Source organism: Streptomyces spinosus (genome assembly GCF_020400655.1).
Lineage (GTDB): Bacteria > Actinomycetota > Actinomycetes > Streptomycetales > Streptomycetaceae > Streptomyces > Streptomyces argyrophylli.
On the sequence record NZ_JAINRC010000028.1, the window covers coordinates 25,298 to 43,921 of the forward strand.

The 18,624-nt window shown below is 71.5% G+C and carries 19 protein-coding genes; 15 read left to right on the forward strand and 4 right to left on the reverse strand.

The window, feature by feature from the left end:
- The first annotated feature begins 4 nt into the window (after positions 1 to 4).
- From LG395_RS37280 to LG395_RS37290, 3 genes are all read left to right on the forward strand, one after another.
- Positions 5 to 1,408, forward strand: coding sequence for an aldehyde dehydrogenase family protein (locus LG395_RS37280; protein WP_225813435.1), 1,404 nt, complete (start codon positions 5 to 7; stop codon positions 1,406 to 1,408).
- Positions 1,409 to 1,410: 2 nt separating this feature from the next.
- Positions 1,411 to 2,517, forward strand: coding sequence for an NAD(P)-dependent alcohol dehydrogenase (locus tag LG395_RS37285; RefSeq protein WP_225813437.1), 1,107 nt, complete (start codon positions 1,411 to 1,413; stop codon positions 2,515 to 2,517).
- 80 nt (positions 2,518 to 2,597) lie between these two features.
- The gene (locus LG395_RS37290; RefSeq protein WP_225813439.1) at positions 2,598 to 3,503 is read left to right on the forward strand and encodes a class I SAM-dependent methyltransferase; all 906 of its coding nucleotides are present in this window, start codon (positions 2,598 to 2,600) and stop codon (positions 3,501 to 3,503) included.
- A gap of 182 nt (positions 3,504 to 3,685) precedes the next feature.
- Here the strand turns inward: LG395_RS37290 and LG395_RS37295 are convergent, their stop codons facing one another.
- Positions 3,686 to 4,219 carry an EF-hand domain-containing protein gene (locus LG395_RS37295; protein ID WP_225813441.1) on the reverse strand — a complete coding sequence of 178 codons (534 nt, stop codon included), beginning with the start codon at positions 4,217 to 4,219 and terminating at the stop codon, positions 3,686 to 3,688.
- Positions 4,220 to 4,682: 463 nt separating this feature from the next.
- Between LG395_RS37295 and LG395_RS37300 the strand changes: the two genes are divergently transcribed.
- Both LG395_RS37300 and LG395_RS37305 read left to right on the forward strand, forming a co-directional pair.
- Positions 4,683 to 4,850, forward strand: coding sequence for a hypothetical protein (locus tag LG395_RS37300; protein ID WP_225813443.1), 168 nt, complete (start codon positions 4,683 to 4,685; stop codon positions 4,848 to 4,850).
- A gap of 189 nt (positions 4,851 to 5,039) precedes the next feature.
- Positions 5,040 to 5,681 (forward strand): hypothetical protein, encoded by a 642-nt coding sequence (locus LG395_RS37305; RefSeq protein WP_225813445.1) that lies wholly within the window; start codon positions 5,040 to 5,042, stop codon positions 5,679 to 5,681.
- Between the two features lie 7 nt (positions 5,682 to 5,688).
- Here the strand turns inward: LG395_RS37305 and LG395_RS41345 are convergent, their stop codons facing one another.
- Both LG395_RS41345 and LG395_RS37310 read right to left on the reverse strand, forming a co-directional pair.
- Complete coding sequence (locus tag LG395_RS41345) at positions 5,689 to 5,823, reverse strand: hypothetical protein (protein ID WP_263983504.1); 135 nt, start codon at positions 5,821 to 5,823, stop codon at positions 5,689 to 5,691.
- Between the two features lie 170 nt (positions 5,824 to 5,993).
- Positions 5,994 to 6,944, reverse strand: a complete 951-nt coding sequence (locus LG395_RS37310; RefSeq protein WP_225813447.1) for a PhzF family phenazine biosynthesis isomerase — start codon at positions 6,942 to 6,944, stop codon at positions 5,994 to 5,996.
- A gap of 84 nt (positions 6,945 to 7,028) precedes the next feature.
- On the opposite strand from LG395_RS37310, the gene LG395_RS37315 reads away from it, so the two are divergent.
- The 10 genes from LG395_RS37315 to pqqE all read left to right on the forward strand — a co-directional run bounded on the left by LG395_RS37315 (position 7,029) and on the right by pqqE (position 17,778).
- Positions 7,029 to 8,030, forward strand: a complete 1,002-nt coding sequence (locus tag LG395_RS37315) for a LysR family transcriptional regulator (protein ID WP_225813449.1) — start codon at positions 7,029 to 7,031, stop codon at positions 8,028 to 8,030.
- A gap of 9 nt (positions 8,031 to 8,039) precedes the next feature.
- A complete protein-coding gene (locus tag LG395_RS37320) occupies positions 8,040 to 8,573 on the forward strand; it encodes a 2'-5' RNA ligase family protein (protein WP_225813451.1) in 534 nt (177 codons plus the stop codon).
- Between the two features lie 477 nt (positions 8,574 to 9,050).
- Positions 9,051 to 10,445 carry a DNA-binding protein gene (locus tag LG395_RS37325; protein ID WP_225813453.1) on the forward strand — a complete coding sequence of 465 codons (1,395 nt, stop codon included), beginning with the start codon at positions 9,051 to 9,053 and terminating at the stop codon, positions 10,443 to 10,445.
- 41 nt (positions 10,446 to 10,486) lie between these two features.
- Positions 10,487 to 12,727 (forward strand): catalase/peroxidase HPI, encoded by a 2,241-nt coding sequence (katG, locus tag LG395_RS37330; protein WP_225813455.1) that lies wholly within the window; start codon positions 10,487 to 10,489, stop codon positions 12,725 to 12,727.
- A gap of 274 nt (positions 12,728 to 13,001) precedes the next feature.
- Positions 13,002 to 13,466, forward strand: a complete 465-nt coding sequence (locus LG395_RS37335) for an MSMEG_3727 family PQQ-associated protein (RefSeq protein WP_225813457.1) — start codon at positions 13,002 to 13,004, stop codon at positions 13,464 to 13,466.
- Positions 13,467 to 13,488: 22 nt separating this feature from the next.
- On the forward strand, positions 13,489 to 15,198 hold the full coding sequence (locus LG395_RS37340; protein ID WP_225813459.1) for a PQQ-dependent dehydrogenase, methanol/ethanol family: 1,710 nt from the start codon (positions 13,489 to 13,491) through the stop codon (positions 15,196 to 15,198).
- Positions 15,199 to 15,246: 48 nt separating this feature from the next.
- The gene (gene pqqA / locus LG395_RS37345; protein ID WP_225813461.1) at positions 15,247 to 15,342 is read left to right on the forward strand and encodes a pyrroloquinoline quinone precursor peptide PqqA; all 96 of its coding nucleotides are present in this window, start codon (positions 15,247 to 15,249) and stop codon (positions 15,340 to 15,342) included.
- 306 nt (positions 15,343 to 15,648) lie between these two features.
- Positions 15,649 to 16,347 carry a pyrroloquinoline-quinone synthase PqqC gene (gene pqqC, locus LG395_RS37350; protein WP_225813462.1) on the forward strand — a complete coding sequence of 233 codons (699 nt, stop codon included), beginning with the start codon at positions 15,649 to 15,651 and terminating at the stop codon, positions 16,345 to 16,347.
- Between the two features lie 5 nt (positions 16,348 to 16,352).
- Positions 16,353 to 16,682 (forward strand): pyrroloquinoline quinone biosynthesis peptide chaperone PqqD, encoded by a 330-nt coding sequence (pqqD, locus tag LG395_RS37355; RefSeq protein WP_225813463.1) that lies wholly within the window; start codon positions 16,353 to 16,355, stop codon positions 16,680 to 16,682.
- The gene (pqqE, locus tag LG395_RS37360; RefSeq protein WP_225813464.1) at positions 16,675 to 17,778 is read left to right on the forward strand and encodes a pyrroloquinoline quinone biosynthesis protein PqqE; all 1,104 of its coding nucleotides are present in this window, start codon (positions 16,675 to 16,677) and stop codon (positions 17,776 to 17,778) included. The genes pqqD and pqqE overlap by 8 nt, the downstream gene beginning before the upstream one ends.
- Positions 17,779 to 17,882: 104 nt before the next feature.
- Here pqqE and LG395_RS37365 read toward each other — a convergent pair whose 3' ends face one another.
- Positions 17,883 to 18,422 carry a manganese efflux pump MntP gene (locus LG395_RS37365; protein ID WP_225813466.1) on the reverse strand — a complete coding sequence of 180 codons (540 nt, stop codon included), beginning with the start codon at positions 18,420 to 18,422 and terminating at the stop codon, positions 17,883 to 17,885.
- Between the last annotated feature and the right edge of the window lie 202 nt (positions 18,423 to 18,624).

Below are 18,624 nucleotides of genomic sequence, written 5' to 3' on the forward strand. Positions count from 1 at the left end.
CGGGATGCCGACACCGGAAGCCGGCCGCACCCCCGGACACCGTGCCTCGCGCCTCGCCGTCGTGGACCCGGCCACCGGGGATGCCTTCGACGAGGCCCCCGACCAGCAGCCGGACGAGCTGGACGCCGTGGTCGACCGGGCCCGGCGTGCCTGGACCGGATGGCGCGCCGATCCGGCCGCCCGCGCCACCGGGCTGCGCGCCGCCGCCGACGCCGTGGAGGCGGCCGGGGACGACCTCGCTCCGCTGCTCACCCGGGAACAGGGCAAGCCCCTGGCCGAGTCGTACGCCGAGGTCGCCCGCACGGCGGCCCGGCTGCGCTACTTCGCCGGCCTGGCCCCCCGCACCCGCCCGGTCGACGACGGCCGGCCCGTGCGCGGCGAGATCCGCTGGCGTCCCCTTGGACCCGTCGGCGCGATCGTGCCGTGGAACTTCCCCCTCCAGATCGCGGCGGCGAAGTTCGCGCCCGCACTCGCGGCCGGCAACACCGTGGTCCTCAAACCGTCCCCGTACACCCCTCTCGCCACCCGGCTGCTCGGTTCCGTCCTCGCCACGGCCCTGCCCCAGGACGTCCTGACCGTCGTCACCGGTCGTGAACCCCTCGGTGCCCGCCTCGCCTCCCATCCGGGAATCCGCCATGTCACCTTCACCGGCTCGGTGCCGACCGGGCGGGCCGTCGCCGGAGCGGCGGCGTCCTCGCTCGCCCGGGTCACCCTGGAACTGGGCGGCAACGACGCGGCCGTCCTCCTGGACGACGTCGACGTGGACCGGATCGCGGACCGGCTGTTCTGGGCCGCCTTCCGTAACTGCGGGCAGGTCTGCATGGCCGTCAAACGCGTCTACGCCCCGGCCCGGCTCCACGCCGAGGTCGTCGAGGCCCTCGCCCACCGGGCGAAGACCGTCGTCGTCGGACCCGGACTCGACCCGGACACCCGGCTCGGGCCGGTCAACAACGCTCCCCAGCTGGCCCGGGTCGAGCGGGTCACCCGGCAGGCCCTGGCGGCAGGCGCCCGGGCGGCGGCCGGCGGTCACCGGCTTGACGGACCCGGCCACTTCTTCGCGCCCACCATCCTCACCGACGTGCCTGCCGACGACCCGGTGGTGACCGGGGAACAGTTCGGACCGGTCCTGCCGGTGCTGCCGTACCGGGACCTCGACGAAGCCGTCGAAGCGGCCAACGGCACCGACTTCGGGCTGGGCGGCTCCGTGTGGGGCACCGACCTCGACCGGGCGGAGGCCGTGGCCGACCGGCTCGACTGTGGCACGGCCTGGATCAATCACCATGCCGAACTGTCCCTCGCCCAGCCCTTCGCCGGCGTCAAGAACAGCGGTGTCGGCGTCGCAGGTGGGCCGTGGGGCCTCTACGGCAACCTCCGGCCGTTCGTGGTCCACCGTCCGCAGGAGGCGTGACGATGAGGTTGCGGGCAGCTGTACTGCGCTCCTACGAGGGCCCGTTCACGGTGGAGGAGGTGACCCTGCGCACAGAGCCCGGCGCCGGCGAAATCCTGGTCGAGATCGCGGGCTGCGGAATGTGCCGGACCGATCTCGCGGTCCGGCGATCGGCCGGCCGCAGCCCGTTGCCGGCGGTGCTCGGCCACGAGGGGGCCGGGGTCGTGGTGGCGACGGGCGACGGCTCGGACGGCGCGATCGGCGTCGGTGACCACGTCGTGCTGAGCTTCGACTCCTGCGGGCGCTGCCGGACCTGTCTCGGCGCGGCCCCCGCCTACTGCGACTCCTTCGCCTCCCTCAACCTCTTCGGAGGACGCAAGGAGGACGCGCCGCGGCTCACCGACGCGACCGGGGAAGCGCTGGCCCCCCGCTGGTTCGGCCAGTCCTCGTTCGCCGAGTACGCGCTCGTCCCGGCCCGCAACGCCGTCCGGGTCGACCCCGCCCTGCCCCTCGAACTGCTCGGGCCACTCGGCTGCGGGTTCCTCACCGGCGCCGGGGCCGTGCTGAACACCTTCGGCATCGTCCCCGGCGACACCCTCGCCGTCTTCGGCGCGGGAGCCGTGGGCCTGGCCGCCGTGCTGGCGGCCACCGCCGCCGGCGCCCTGACCGTGGCCGTCGACCGGCACCCCCAACGGCTGACCCTGGCCGAACGGTTCGGTGCGGTCCCGCTGCCCGCGGCAACGGCCGGACTGCCCGAGCAGATCCGGCACCTGACCGACGGCGGCGTGCAGTACGCACTGGACACCACGGCCTCGCCGCCGCTCATCAACGACGCGCTCCGGGCACTGCGCCCCACCGGCACCCTCGGCCTGGTGGCACGGCTCCACACCGCGCTGCCGCTCGAACCGGGCACCTTGGACCGAGGCCGCAGCATCCGCCACATCTGCGAAGGGGACGCCCTGCCCGGACTGCTGATACCCCGATTGACCGGGCTGTGGCAGGCCGGACGCTTCCCCTTCGACCAGCTGATCCGCACCTATCCACTAGCCGACATCAACGAGGCCGAACGCGACTGCGAAGCGGGCCGCGTGGTCAAACCCGTCCTGCTCCTGGAGCGAAGCAGCCGATGAGCGAGGCATACAGCACCGCAGACCCAGCGCATCCGACCGGCGGACCCCCCGCGGTCCCCACTCCCGCCAACGGAGGACACATGGCCGGCACGGCCCCGCAGCACACGGACGTGGAAGGTGTGGACGCAGGGGTCGGTCTGACCGCCCTCCTGGTCGCCGCGGCCCGGGCGATCGAGACCCACCGCCACGACAGCCTGGCCCAGGACGCCTACGCGGAGCACTTCGTGCGCGCCGCCCCGGCGTGCGCGGACTGGCCGGTGCGCATCGAGCAGGTCCCGGACGGGGACGGCAACCCGCTATGGGGGCGGTTCGCACGCTACTTCGGCCTGAGGACCCGGGTCCTCGACGACTTCCTCCTCCGGTCGGTCCGTACAAGCGCTCGCCAAGTCGTCCTGCTGGGAGCCGGGTTGGACACCCGCGCCTTCCGACTCGACTGGCCCTCCGGCTGCGTCGTCTTCGAGATCGACCGGGCGGGCGTGCTGGCGTTCAAACACCGGGTGCTCACGGACCTGACAGCCACCCCGACGGTGGAGCGCGTCCCCGTACCGATCGACCTGCGCGGCGACTGGGTCACCGCGCTGACCACCGCCGGCTTCGACCCGGCCGCACCGAGCGCCTGGCTGGCCGAGGGACTCCTCTTCTACCTGCCGAGCCCCGCCGAGACGTACCTCATCGACACGGTGGACCGGCTGACCACCCGGGGCAGCACACTGGCCTTCGAGGCCAAGCTGGAGAAGGACCTGCTGGCGTACCGCGACAGCCCGATCTACACCGCGACGCGGGAGCAGACCGGCATCGACCTGCTCCAGCTCTTCGACAAGGGACCCCGGCCCGACTCCGCGGGCGACCTGACGGCCAAGGGCTGGTCCACCTCGATGCACACGCCCTTCGACTTCAGCCGCCGGCACCGACGTGGCCCCCTGCCCGAGCCCAACGACGCACTGGAGGGGAACCGGTGGGTGTTCGCCCACAAACCCACGCCCTGACCCGCGCACCGCTCACGCCGACGTCCGCCCGGACGCTCAGGGCCCCTCGATCGACACGGAAGACCCTGGGGCGGGGCCCGGGGTCGCAGGCCCCGCTCGCCGGGACGCGTCCCGAGGGATGCGGCAGCCCGGTCACGTCCAGCGGTGCCGTCCACGGCCGGGAGAGCCGCTGACGGACCGAGTCAGGCGGCCCGGGCAGCCACCAGCCGGTCGCCTGGGATACCGGCCATGTCCGGCGCGTAGTAGTCCTTGATGCCGGCCTCCCACGTGGCCACGGTGATGCGGTCCTCGGCGTCCGGACCGAAGGCGTCGAAGAGTGCGTGGATGTTCGCCTCCTCGAAGCCGATCGCCGTCATCAGCGATACGAAGAGGGGGCGCTCGATCAGACCGTCCCCGTCGGGGTCGCCGAGTGCGGAGAGGGCCTCGGCGAACTCGGCGATCGTGGGACCGAAACGCTCGGGGTCGAGCACGAACGGACGGAACTCGTCCATGGTGATCACACCGTCGCCGTCGGCGTCCAGTTCAGTGGCCAGCGTCGTCCAGTAGCGGCGGAACGCGGCCCGGATGGCGGCCTTGGCGCCGTCGTCCGAAGCGACCGCCGCTTCCAGCACACGGCTCGCCATCAGATCGAAGTCGTCGGAGTCGACGACTCCGTTGGCGTTGGTGTCGAAGAGGGAGAAGACCAGCTCGACCCGCTTGGCGGCCTCGTCTCGCATTTCCCATCACCTGTCTTCCGCGACCCGAAGATTCCGGGCCTGGGCCAATGAGGGCCTCTACTCGACCGCGTCGGGACACACCGGACCCCGATGTCAGCGACCTCGGCTGCCCTCGGCCCAGCGCGCGTAACGGCCATGACCATGGAACCGTCCTGGCGAGCCGCGGGCTTGCGATCTTCGCTTCTGGTGACAGAAAGAATGCAGAGCGAGCATATGTGACGTTTCGGATGCCCTGCCTGTGCAAACCAGACCGCTTCGACCTGTCCCGACGCTCACCTGGCCGACGGACAGACCACATCTGGGCGGGATCGTCGTAGCGGGAGAAGACCCCGACCTGGACGCCCGCGCCGGTGGCGGGGTCGAAGTCCCGCAGCAGGGCGCCGCCGCTAGGACGCCGCCCCGACTCCGCGCCCGAGCGTCGCGAACGGCGGCAACCAGCCCACGTCGGCCCGCGCGTCGCGCCGTGAGCGACACCTTCTGGATCCGCATCGACGCCTACCGCAGCGGAAAGGTCACCCTCCGCGGGGACAACAGCCGACGACGCCACGCCCCCGCCCAGGAACGTGAGGCCTACGCCAACCATCTCGGTGACACGGGCGGCCGGCCCTTCTCGCGTGCCCGTCCGCGTTGATCCAACGCCGCGGATCGGGGTAGATGCTGAGGACGTGCGCGGTGACCTGCGTCGTCGGACGGATGCGTGGGTGCGGTGACGTTGTCGTGGCAGCAACCGGAAGGGGCGGACCGTATGGCGCGTACGCGTGCGGATGCAAGGACCCGGCATCCTCGGCATGAGCGCAGGGGCGAGGCACGGTTGCCGGCAGTGGTGGCGACGCTTGCCGCGATCGCCCTGTACCTGTTCCTGCCGCAGCGGTTGCTGATCGCTCCGCGTTATGTGCTCCCCGCCCTGGAATGTCTGCTGCTCATTCCGCTCATCGCGATCAACCCCAAACGTCTGACCCGGCAGACGAAGGCCTTCCGGGTGCTCTCGCTGACGCTCGTGGCCGTCATCGCCGTCAGCAATCTCGTGGCGCTGACCATCCTGATCCACGAGCTGGTGTACGCCGGAGTGAAGGACGGCCGTGCACTGTTGGTGGCTGCGCTCCAGGTCTGGCTCACCAACATCATCGTCTTCGGGCTGGCCTACTGGGAGCTGGACCGGGGCGGCCCGGTCAGCCGCACCCAGGTGCCCCGCTCCGCCCTGCCCCTGGCGGACTTCCGTTTCTCACAGGACGAGAACGACGACGCCGTCCAAGAAGTCGCCGACGGCGCCAGCGGCGCCTCGGACTGGGTTCCCACCCTGGCGGACTACCTGTACGTGTCGCTCACCAACTCCACGGCCTTCAGCCCGACCGACACCATGCCGCTGTCGACCCGCGCCAAGGCCATGATGAGCGTGCAGAGCGTCTCCGCCCTCGTGACGTCGCTGCTGGTGATCGCACGAGCCGTGAGCATCCTGCACTGACCGGCGTTCACGGCGAGGGGTGCGGGTCCTGCGGGGCGTGGAAGCCGGGGGAGCGGCGGGCGACTTCGTGCGGGACGTCCTCGCTGACACCGTCGAGCCCGTAGGAGTCGAGCTTGCCGATCGCATCACCGGCCGGACGCATGGGGCGACGACCTCGGCCTCATGCGACCGCAAGAGGCGGGCGGCACCGCCTGAGCTCTGCCCTCGTCCCACGGCTTCGGACCACCACCCCGGGCGCGCGGCCGGGAAAGCCTGTACCTGGCGCTGGCACCCGGCACCCGGCACCCGGCACGCCGCGCCGCCGACCGCCCGTCAGCGGGGGAGGAGCACGGCCGCGCCGGTGACCCGTACCCGGGCGTCCTCGGGCGTCACACCGATGACGAGGTCGCTCGGGCGGCCCATGTCCTCGCCCTGCCGCACCGCGATGTCCGCGGGCTCGGTGACCAGCCCGAGGGCGCGGAGGTAGCCGCCGAACGCGGCCGCCGCCGCGCCCGTCGCCGGGTCCTCCACGACACCGCCGACGGGGAACGGGTTGCGGGCGTGGAAACGGCGCGGCGACTCGCACCACACCAGGTCGACGGTGGTCCAGCCGTAGCGGCGCATGACGTCGGCGAGCGCGTCGAAGTCGTAGTCGAGCGCGGCGAGCCGCTCGCGGGAGGCCGCAGCCAGCACCAGGTGGTCGTTGCCGCCGAAGGCGACGTGCGGCGGCAGCGCGGGGTCGAGGTCCGACGCGCTCCAGCCGAGGGCCGTGAGGGCGGCCTCCAGCTCGCCGGCGAGCGCCTGGCGGGACCGGGTCGGCACGCTGGTGAGCGTCGCCTGCACCGCCCCCGTGCCGTCGGTGGCGGTCGTCACCGCGATGGTGCCCGCCGGAGTGTCCAGGGCGAGGTCGCCGGGGCCCAGCCGGTCGGCGAGGGCGACGGCCAGGGCCACCGTCGCGTGCCCGCAGAAGGCCACCTCGGCCAGCGGGCTGAAGTAGCGCACCGTGAAGCGCCGGGCGTCCTGATCGGCGGCGGTGACGAAGGCGGTCTCCGAGTAGCCCACCTCGGCGGCGACGGCGAGCATGGCCGCCGCGTCCATCCCGGAGGCGTCGAGCACGACCCCGGCGGGGTTGCCGCCGTCCGGTGTGCGGGTGAACGCGGAGTAGCGCAGGATCTCGGGGGCCGCGCCGGAGCCGCCGCGGGCCGGGGTGGTGGTCGCGGTGTCACCGGCGGAGGCGGCCGTGTGGTTGGCGGCGACGGCGGCGGTCGTGTCGTTGGTCGTCATGGTGAAACCCTGGCACCCCGGACGCCATCGCGTCCAACGATGGATCGTGATGCACACCATCGACTTTCCGCATATGCTGCGCGGGTGGACACGCGACTGCTGACGACCTTCACCACGCTCGCCCGCACCGGCAGCTTCACCGCCGCCGCGGCCGCACTCCACCTCGCGCAGTCCACCGTCACCGTGCACATCCGCACCCTCGAACGCGACCTCGGCGTCCCACTGTTCGACCGGCTGCCCACCGGCGCCCCGCTCACCGAGGCCGGCCGACGGCTCCTCGCGGAGGCCGAGGAGGTGCTCGACGCCGTGGCCCGACTGCGCTCCGCGGCCGGCGAGGACGGGCCCGTCGCCGGCCGGGTGGTGGTCGGCACGCCGGAATCGCTGTGCGCCACCCGGCTGCCGGCCGTGATCGCCGCCCTGCGCACCGAACACCCCGACGTGGACGTCGACCTGCACGCGGCCGGCACCGAGGAGTGCGTACAAGGACTGCGCTCCGGCGACCTCGACCTGGCGCTGCTGATGAACGAGGACGCCGAGTCCCCCGAGATCGCCACCGAACCGGTCGCCCGCGAGGCCCTCACCCTCGTCGCCGCCCCCGGCCACCCGCTGGCCGGCCGTGACCGCCCGGCGGCCTGGGGCGATCTGGCGGCCGAGCACTTCTTCCTCCTCGAGGAGGGCTGCGCCTACAGCGACGCCTTCGAACAGCGGCTGCGTGCCGCGCCCGGCGCGAACCCGCGCCTCACCCGGTTCGGCAGCGTGGACGCGGCCCGCTCCTGCGCCGCGGCGGGCCTGGGCCTGACCCTGCTGCCGGCGACGACCGTCGCCGAGCACCTGCGCGACGGACGGCTGCGCGCGATCGCCCTCGACGGCCCGCCCCTGCCCGACGTACCCGTACGACTGGCCCGGCACCGCCGGCGCTGGGCGGCGCCCGCCGCGCGCGAGGTCGCCCGCGCCCTCGTCCGGCACCTCGCGCGGGCCGGGAACGGGGACGGCGGGCCGGGAACGGGCACGGCGGGCACCAAGCGGCCGACGAGCCCCCGGTCCGACGGGCCGGCCGACGGCGGAACCCCGGGCGATCGCCGGTAGGCTGCGGCGGTGCGCACGGTCGAACTCCTGTTGGACGAGGCGGCGGATGAGGCGGTCAGGCAGGCCTGGCGGCGGCTGGCGGACGCGGGGCTGCCCAGTCAGGCACGCCACCGCTCACCGACCAACAGCCCCCACCTCACCCTGACCACCTGCCCGGAACTCACCCCTGCGATCCGCTGGGAACTCGCCGAAGCGGCCGCCGCCCTGCCGCTGCCGGTGCGGTGCACCGGCGTGGTCCGCTTCGAGCGGCCCACCTCGGTACTGGCCTGGGCGCTGGACCTCGACTGCGCACTGGCCGGGTTGCACCGCTGGGTGTGGGACGCGGTGGCCTCCGACAGTCCGCCCGAGACCCTCAACCCCTTGCACGCACCTGGGCGCTGGAGCCCGCACATCACCCTCGGCCGGACCCGACGGGCCGGTGCCTTCGCCGACCGACGGGTTCCCGAGCTGCTGCCGTCGCCGCCGCTGTCGCTCCGGCTCACCACCCTGCGCAGCTACGACACCCGGACCGGCGCCCTGGAAGTGCTGGTGCCCCGCTCCTGAGCGCACCCGTCGTGACGCCGCGCCTCCTCCGCCTGCCGCTGACCGCACCGCTGACCGCGGCCGCGCCTCCTCCGCCTGCGAGGCCCGCAGGCAGGCCGCCGGGGCCGCGGCGGCGGCCGGTGCGACGGGTGGCAGGCCCAGCCTGCCGCCGTCCGCGGCTGCGCCGCATCCGGTTCGCCGGCGCCCGCGAGGCGGACCGAGTGCCGCGCGCCGCGCGCCTCGCCCGCGGGTGCGCCGGCCACGGTCGGCCAGGAGGCGGCGTCTCGCGCACGCGGCCTGCACCAGGGACGTGCGCGGGCCGGCAACGGTACCTAGGCTGGAGAGCGCAGTTCCGGGACACATCCTGGAACGAGTGACGAAGCAGGAAGACGCGCGACGCAGGGCCCGGTCCGCTGCGGCCAGGCCGCGACGGGAGGCGACCGGCACGGGCAGGCGCGCCGTCGAGGGCCGGGTATGGGCCGAGGGTGGTTCCGAACCATGAGCGATGTACATCAGCTCGAACGCAGCTCCGTGAACCTGGACGGCGGCACGGTCCTCGCGGCCTGGGAACGGTTCGTGCGGGGTGAGGACCAGGACCCGGATGTCCGGCCCCTGGTGGCGATCTCCTGGCATCGCTGCCGGGAGCAGTACCAGGTGGATCCGCACCTCACGGAGGCTCCGGTGGCCGTCGCGGAGCTCGACCACACGCCCGAGCGCGATGTCGTACTCGCCGAGCTGGGATTTCGTGCTGCCTCCCTGGCACATGAGGTGGGCAGCCTCGGTGGCGTCGTCACCGTCACCGACGCCACCGGCCGGATCCTGGCCGAGTGGGGTGACCAAGCCACGCTCGCCAGAGCCGGCGACCCGAATCTGGCGCCCTGGTTCTGCTGGTCCGAGTGCGCGGTCGGCACGAACGGCATAGGCACGGCGCTCGAGGCGCACGGCCCGGTGACGATCAGGGGCGCGGAGCACTGGTGCCAGGTGCTCCACGACTGGGTCGGCGCGGGCATCGCGGTGCGCGACGTGGTGACCAGAGAGCCGATCGCGGTCCTGAACGTCTGCTGCTGGCGCAGCCGGCTTCCCGCGTCGACGGAAAGCTGGCTGGCGAACGCGGCCACCATGACTCAGTGCCCGCTGAAGAGGCGCGCCCGGCACAGCGGTGCCGAGCTGGTCGCCGCCTACACCCGGGCCAGAACACAGTCCGGTGCGGCACTCGCCGCGGTCGACACCGCGGGCAAGGTGGTGATCGCGGACGACATGGCGAGCGCCGTCCTGGGCGTTCCGGCATGCACCCCGGCGGTCGACCCCACGCTGCGATGGAACCCCGGGCTGCCCGAACTGATCACTGCCGCTCGGTATGCCACTGGGCAGGCGGTCAACAATCCCGACTGGGTCGGCTCGACACAGATCTTCGCCCATCTCGCCGACGAACCGACGTCGATCAGCATCCGGCCCGTCTTCTCGTCCGGACGCCTGATCGGGAACCTGGTCTCCTTCGGTACCACCGACGGGGCGCAGCTGCCCCAGGCGGAGCGGGTCGTGCACCTTCGGGCGCGACCGCGCCGGCTGGTCGCGACGCGGGACCACCGGACGGTGCTGCTGCGGCTGCCGGAAGTCCACTTCGCCGAGTCGCACGGGAACGACGTCTGGCTCTCCACCGACCAGGGGCGCCTGCGATCCACCTCACCGAGCCTGGACAGACTCGAAGGTGAGCTGGCGGGTGTCGGCTTCCTGCGGGTTCACCGCCGGTACGTGGTCAATCTCAGCCGCGTCAGGGAGATAGAGCGCGGCCTCAAGGGCGAGCTGTCCTTGGTCATGGACGACCGGGCGAACGCCATGGTGCCGGTTTCCCGGCGGCACGCGCCGGCCGTGCGTCACGCGCTGGGCATCTGAGTGCGCCGGCCCGACCTCTGTTCCCGGAAAGGAAGAGTCCCGTGTCCGACAGTCCGGACGTCGTTGACGGCGAGACGAACGCTGGGGGCGCGGGCGGCCTCGGCCTCTCCGCCCCTGCCGCGCACCGCGGCCACGCGACGGGGGGCGCGAGCAACCGCGACTGGTGGCCGGACCGGCTCGACCTGGGGATCCTCCGGAAACATCCCGCAACGGCCGACCCCATGGGCGAGGACTTCGACTATGCCGCGGAATTCCGCACGCTCGACCTCGACGCCCTGGCGCGGGACGTCGACGAGGTGCTCACGACGTCGCAGGAGTGGTGGCCGGCCGACTTCGGCCACTACGGGCCGCTCGTGATCCGGATGGTGTGGCACAGCGCGGGTACGTACCGCGTCCACGACGGCCGTGGCGGCGCCGGCGCCGGCATGCAGCGATTCGCGCCGCTGAACAGCTGGCCGGACAACCGCAACCTCGACAAGGCGCGCCGGCTGCTCTGGCCGGTGAAGAAGAAGTACGGCCGCAAGATCTCCTGGGCCGACCTGATGATCTTCGCGGGCAACCGCGCGCTGGAGACGATGGGCCTCACCACCTTCGGCTTCGCCGGCGGCCGGGCGGACGTCTGGGCGCCCGACGAGGACGTCTACTGGGGTCCCGAGCACGCCTGGCTCGGCGACGAACGTCACGGCGGCGTCCGGGAGTTGGAGAGCCCCCTGGCCGCCGACCAGATGGGCCTCATCTACGTCAACCCGGAGGGCCCGAACACCGTCCCGGACCCGCTCACCGCCGCACGGGACATTCGTGAGACGTTCCGGCGCATGGGGATGAACGACGAGGAGACCGTCGCGCTGATCGCGGGCGGTCACACGTTCGGCAAGACCCACGGCGCGGCCGACCCGGTCGCCTGCCTAGGCCCCGAACCCGAAGGCGCGCCCCTGGAGGAGCAGGGACTGGGCTGGAAGAGCAGCCATGGCACCGGAAAGGGCAGGGACACCGTCTCCAGCGGGCTTGAGGGTACGTGGACACCTACCCCGACGAGATGGGACAACAGCTTCTTCGAGACCCTGTTCGGCTACGAGTGGGACCTCACGCTCAGCCCTGCTGGTCTGTGGCAGTGGATCCCGAGGGACGGCGGCGGGGCCGGCACCGTGCCGGACGCCCACGATCCGTCGACGACACACGCCCCGACGATCCTGACGACGGACCTCGCGCTCCGGTCGGACCCCGTCTACGAGTCGATCTCGCGACGATTCCTGGAGAACCCCGACCAGCTCGCGGACGCGTTCGCCCGGGTCTGGTTCAAGCTGACGCACCTCGACATGGGCCCGGTCCAGCGCTACCTCGGTCCGCTGGTTCCCCGGGAGACGCTGCTCTGGCAGGACCCGGTCCCGGCCGTGGACCACGTGCTCGTCGGGGCGGCGGACATCGCCGCGCTCAAGAGCCGGGTCCTCGCCTCCGGGCTGTCCGTCTCCGAGCTCGTCGCGACCGCGTGGGCGTCTGCCTCGACGTTCCGCGTCAGCGACAAGCGGGGCGGGGCGAACGGCGCGCGCGTCCGCCTGGATCCGCAGCGGGGCTGGGAGGTCAACGACCCCGAGACACTGGCACGAGTGCTGCGCACGCTGGAGGAGATCCAGGAGTCGTTCAACAGTTCCCAGACGGGGAACAAGAGGGTCTCGCTGGCGGACCTCATCGTGCTCGGCGGAGCCGCCGCCGTCGAGCAGGCCGCCAGGACCGCCGGCCACGACGTCCGGGTCCCCTTCAGCGCGGGACGCACGGACGCCACGCGGGAGTGGACCGATGTGGACTCCTTCGCCGCGCTCGAACCGACCGCGGACGGGTTCCGCAACTACCGTGGCAAGGGCAACAGGCTGCCGTCGGAACGCCTGCTGGTCGACCGTGCGAACCTGCTGGGCCTGACCGTGCCCGAGATGACCGTCCTCGTGGGTGGCCTGCGGGTGCTGGGCGCCAACCACCAGCAGTCGCCGCTGGGTGTCTTCACCTCGACACCCGGGTCGCTGACCAACGACTTCTTCGTGAACCTGCTCGACACGGGCACGCGATGGCAGCCGACGTCCGCGCACGCGGAAACATTCGAGGGGCGCGACCGCGCCACCGGCGAGGTCAAGTGGACCGGTAGCCGCGTCGACCTCGTCTTCGGCTCGAACTCCGAGCTGCGAGCCGTCGCGGAGGTCTACGCGAGCGACGACGCACGGGAGAAGTTCGTGCGGGACTTCGTCGCCGCGTGGGCCAAGGTCATGGACCTCGACCGGTACGACCTCGTCTGACCGAAGCGGCGCGGTGCGACTCGGCCGGTCTCAACGGCGGCACATCGGTTACCAACGGCGGAAGTTCGCGGACGAACGGCGTGATTCGCGCCGGAACAGGACGCACCTTGTCGGTGTGATCCGTCCGGCGTAGCGTGTTTACCGACTGCAGATATCACATCCTTTCCGCTGTTATTCATTCGGCGCGGCGCGCTCCTGGAGTACCGATTACAAGCGGGCCCAGGCGACGCGAAGAAGGAAATACAGGGAATCGGATGAGGGGAGAGAAGCCCCGATGACGACGACCGCGCACGAGCGGGCCGACCTGCTGGACAAGCTCGGGTTGGCCACACAGAACAAAGCAGCGCTGGGTCAGGTGCTGGGAACCGGAAGCATCGGGCAGGCAACCGAGGAACCGGACGGCCGTATGAAGGCCACCATTCGCATCCATCCGGACGAGCTGACCTGGGATCCCTCCATTCTGGTCATGCCGCACGGAGGCGATATCGAGTTGGAGCTCGTCAACGACGACAAGAACACGCACTGCGCACTTCTGCCGAGCAATGGCGACAGGAAGTTCATCTGGCTGGTGAACCATTCGCACGGGCATGCGCACCTCAACCTCGACGGTCCGGGCTACTACTGGTTCGGCTCGCCCACGGGCAATGACGAGGGCCGGGGGCTGACCGGGTCCATCGTGGTCCTGGGAGACGCTCCGCCGGAGGCCCGCCTCGACCGTCCCGAACAGCCGCGGCCGTAGGCAGAAGCAGGAGGTGGAGGAAATGACCGTCGACTACGCCGACTACGTCGACGCGGGTGAGGCCGTCGACCAGGGAACCCTGAATTACAAGACCCCTGGCGGAGACGTCGCGCCGCCGGTAGTGGCCGGTGTCGACTACGAGCGCATACTCAACGCGCGCCAGGAACCCCAGAACTGGCTCACCTACTACGGCGCCTACAACGGGCAGCGCTACAGCCCGCTGGACCAGATCAACACGGACAACGTCAAGCGCATGGTCCCCGCCTGGGTCTTCCAGGCCGGCACGACCGGACTGATCGCGGGCGCGTCGACCTACTCGTTCGAGGCCGCCCCGATCGTCGTCGACGGGGTCATGTTCCTCTCCGGCTGGGACGGCTGGGTATGGGCCCTAGACGCGAAGACGGGCGTGGAGATCTGGCGGTACAAGCACGCGGTCCCCTTCGACGTGTCCTTGTGCTGCGGGAACGTGAACCGCGGGGTCGCCGTGGCCCAGGGGAAGGTCTTCTTCGTCACGGCGAACGCCCGGGTGCTGGCGCTCGACGCCACCACCGGCAGGCGGGTCTGGGACAAGACCTACGGCGACGTCCGGGCGGGGGAGAGCGCCACGCTCGCCCCTCTCGTCGTGAAGAACATGGTCATCGTCGGAAGTTCCGGCGGCGAGTTCGGCGTACGCGGCCACCTCGACGCGTTCGATCTCGAAACCGGCGAGCACCAGTGGCGCTGCTACACGGTTCCCAAGCCCGGGGAGCCCGGCTCGGAGACCTGGCCCGCCGACGGCGAGGCCTGGGCACGGGGCGGGGCGAACTGCTGGATCACCGGCACCTTCGACCCGGAGACGAACCTGCTGTACGTGGGCACCGGCAACCCGGCGCCCGACTTCGACGGAGAGGTCCGCGAGGGCGACAACCTCTTCACCGACAGCATCATCGCCGTGGACGTGGACAGCGGTCAGATCCGCTGGCACTACCAGTGCACCCCGCACGACGTGTGGGACTACGACAGCATCGGCGAGTGCATCCTGTTCGAGCAGGACGGCCGCAAACTGCTCGGTCACTTCGACAAGAACGGCTACTTCTTCGTCCTCGACCGCACGAACGGCGCGAGGGTCGGGATCACCCCCTTCGTCGACCGCATCACCTGGGGGGCGATCACGAGGGACGGCCAGGTGACGGCCAAGGTGTACCCGGACAAGGAGGGAGAACCGGTCCACTTCTACCCCGGTCCGGCCGGTGCCAAGGAATGGACCCATGCGGCCTACAGTCCGAAGACCGGACTGTTCTACGTCCCGGTCCAGGACACCGGTGCCACGGCCACCCGGCGGCGGCGGGAGTTCAAGGAGAGCATTCCGTACTGGGGTGCGGGCGTTCAGGTGGACATCGGGGACATGGCGGGGTCCATCAGCGCCTTCGACGCCGCCGGCGAGGAGAAGTGGCGCTGGCGCAACGACCTCCCGATGTGCGCTTCGACGCTGGCCACCGGCGGTGACCTGGTGTTCGCCGGTGAGCCCTCCGGGGAGTTCAACGCACTCGACGCCCGCACCGGGGAGCTGCTGTGGCAGTTCCAGTGCGGAAGCGGCCACCACAGCAGCCCGACCACCTACATGGTCGACGGCAGGCAGTACGTGGCCGTGCCCGTCGGCTGGGGCGGATGGGCCGAGGGATTCCTCCCCGGCATGCTCGGCGCGGGGCACGGAAGCGCCCTGATCGTCTTCGCCCTTCCGGAACCGTCGTAGCGCGTGACCGGAGCCTGCCGTGATTCCCGGCGGAGAGGAGGTGGATCCATGGAGTCTCAGCTCGCCGTGTGGGAGACGCCCGATTTCGACGAGGTCGCAGTCGCGGCCGAGGTGACCATGTACCTTGCCCGGTTGGAGGACTAGCGGATGATGGGCGGCACCGGACCTGGTCCGGCGTCGCCCGACGGTTCGGGAGGCCGCGGCCGGCCGACACGCACGCACTCGTGCGGCCCGGTCCGGCCGGCGAGACGCCGCGGGTCATGGGCCGCCTTCCATCGACGGCCCGGACTGAAGCCTGACGCGGGTCCCCTTCGCCCGATGAGGGCGGACGATCCGCGTGCACACGAACAACGCCGCCCCGGTCCCCGTGGAGGACACGCCCGAGCGGCGTTCCCTGGAGGAGCGGCATGGAAGGGGCCAGGAACGGCCTCGAGGTCCAGGTGTACAGCCGTGACGACGACAACCATCACAACCGGCGCCGACGGTTTCGTGGAGACGCTGCGGGCCCACTCGCGGCGCTACCACGACCAGCACCCGTTCCACGTCCGGATGAACGCCGGCCGGCTGAGCCGTCGCCAGATCCGGGGCTGGGTGGCCAACCGCTTCTACTACCAGGAGAACATCCCCCGCAAGGACGCCGCGATCCTTTCCAACTGCCCCGACGTGGAGGTCCGTCGCCGCTGGATCCGGCGGATCGTCGAGCACGACGGCACGGCCGCGGGCGAGGGCGGCATCGAGGCATGGCTGCGCCTCGCCGAGGCCGCCGGGCTGACCCGTGAGGAGGTCCGGGACCACCGGCACCTGGTACCGGGGGTGCGGTTCGCCGTCGACGCCTACGTGAACTTCGCCCGGACCCGCCCGTGGGTGGAGGCGGTGGCGTCCTCGCTCACGGAGCTGTTCGCGCCCGACCTGATGGCGGCGCGGCTCGCCGCGTTCGAGCGGTGGTACCCGTGGATCGCCCCCGAGGGCCTCGCCTACTTCCGCGCCCGCCTGGAGCAGGCCCCCCGCGACTGCGAGCACGCCCTGGAGGTGGTCACCGCGCACTGCCTCTCCGCCGAGTCCCAGGCGCGCGCCGTCGACGCGCTGTCGTTCAAGTGCGATGTCCTGTGGAGCCTCATGGACGCCATCGACCAGGCCTACCCGGAGTGACCACCATGGACCCGACCCGTACCGGAACGACCCACAGCAGCAGCACGACCCGGCCCGGCGCCGGGGTGTCCGGCCTGGACCGGCCCCGGTTGGCTGCCCATGTCCGGCTCACCTTCTGCCGGACCAGGCAGCGCAAGGTCCTGCTGCACCCCGAGACGGTCGTGGTTCTGAACGGCAGCGGCGCGGCCATCCTGGAGCTGTGCGACGGGCGGCACACCGTGGCCGAGATCGTGGACGAGCTGGGCGCCCGCTATCAGACCGTTCCCGAGGACGACGTCCGGCAGTTCCTGGCCCGGCTCGTCGCCCGGCGCTGGGTGGAGCTCACCGATGGATAGCCCCTTCGGGCTGCTCGCCGAGCTGACCTACCGCTGCCCGCTGGCCTGCCCCTACTGCTCCAACCCGCTGAACCTGGCCGGCTACCAGGACGAGCTGACCACCGACGAGTGGCTGCGGGTGCTGACCGAGGCCGAGGACCTGGGAGTCTTGCAGTGCCACCTGTCCGGCGGGGAACCGCTGCTGCGGCGCGACCTCGTGGAGCTCGTGACGCACGCCCATGCGCTCGGCCTCTACACCAACCTCATCACCAGCGCGCTCGGGCTCTCGCGTCCGAGGGCCGAGCAGTTGCGGGCCGCCGGTTTGGACCACGTACAGATCAGCGTCCAGGCCGACGAACCGGCCGTGTCCGACCGGATCGCCGGGGTCCCCTCCTTCCGGCGCAAGATCGAGGCGATGGGTGTGGTCAAGGAGCTGGGCTGGCCGCTCACGGTGAACGTGGTGCTGCACCGGCACAACATCGACCGCGTCGCCGACCTGCTCGCTCTGGCCGAGGAGGTGGGCGCGGACCGGGTGGAGCTGGCCAACACCCAGTACTACGGCTGGGCCTGGCGAAACCGTGCCGCGCTGCTGCCGAGCCGGGCCCAGCTCGAAGCGGCCGAGGCCGTCGTACGGGCCGCCGTCGAGCGGTCGCGGGACCACATGGACATAATCTGGGTCATCCCGGACTATTACAGCCGTTATCCGAAGCCTTGCATGGGCGGTTGGGCCTCCCGGCAGCTGACCGTGACGCCGAACGGCGACGTCCTGCCCTGCCCGGCCGCCCAGCCCCTGCCGTTGCCACGGGCCAGTGTGCGGGAGGAACCGCTGGATCGGATCTGGGCCGAGGCGCCCGTGATGACCGCGTTCCGCGGGACCGACTGGATGCCGGAACCCTGCCGGAGCTGCCCCCGGCGGGAGGTGGACTTCGGCGGGTGCCGCTGCCAGGCGTTCCTGCTCACCGGCGACGCCGCCCGCACTGACCCGGTCTGCTACCTGTCGCCCGACCACGACCTGGTCGCCCGGGCGGTCGAGGCCGCCAACGCCGACTCGCGGGACGACGACCCTCCGCTGGTCCCCCGACCGCACCGCCCGGCTCCGCCACCCGTCGCCCGGTAGCGACCCGATGGACCGGGCGGTCGAGGCCGCCAACGCCGACTCGCGGGCCTGCGGCCTTGCGCCGCTCCTCGGCTCGCGGGCCGGCCCGCGAGCCGAGGAGCGGGTCAGTCGCCGAACCACAGGGGCAGCGTACCGGCGGCGATGATCAGGACGAGTCCGCTCATCAGGTCCGAGCGGATCCGGACGAGACGCGCCGCGGCCCGCCCGAGTTGCAGCCCGACCAGCGACAACACTGCCGTCATGCCGCCGAAGACGGCGGCCGAGAACCACGGTGAGAACCCGAGGACCCCCAGGCTCGCCCCGGCGAGCAAGTTGTCCAGGCTCAGCGTCAACGGGATGCCGAACAGCGCCCACGGGTGGTCCAACTCGTCCGGCTCAGGGTTCCGGAGGGACGAGATGACGAGGTAGAGACCGTACCCGCCGAGCGCGGTCGCGCCCACCACACCGGCGACGTCCCCGACGGACTCCCCGATCCGTTGACCGATCAATATCCCGACCAGGGGCATGACCGCGTCCCACAGCCCGAAGGTGAGCGCCACCTGCACCGCGCGCTTCAAACCGAACGGGACCGTGCCGAGCGCGATCGATACTCGGAGATTGTCGAGACTGAGCAGGAAACCCAGGCCAATTGTTTCCCAGATCATGGTGACGCGGCTGCCCGATGACGGCCGGCGTCGACGGAAACGACTCTGCCGGGTTCAACATTCCCCATAATCCTCAAGAATATCTCAGACGGTGCGCGAAATAAACCTGGAAAAGTCGAAGTCCGGATCATTTTCATTGAGTGTCAATTCCGTCCGGCACGCTATGGTGCCGTCCTTCGGACCGGCGAGGTGGACGTCGCCC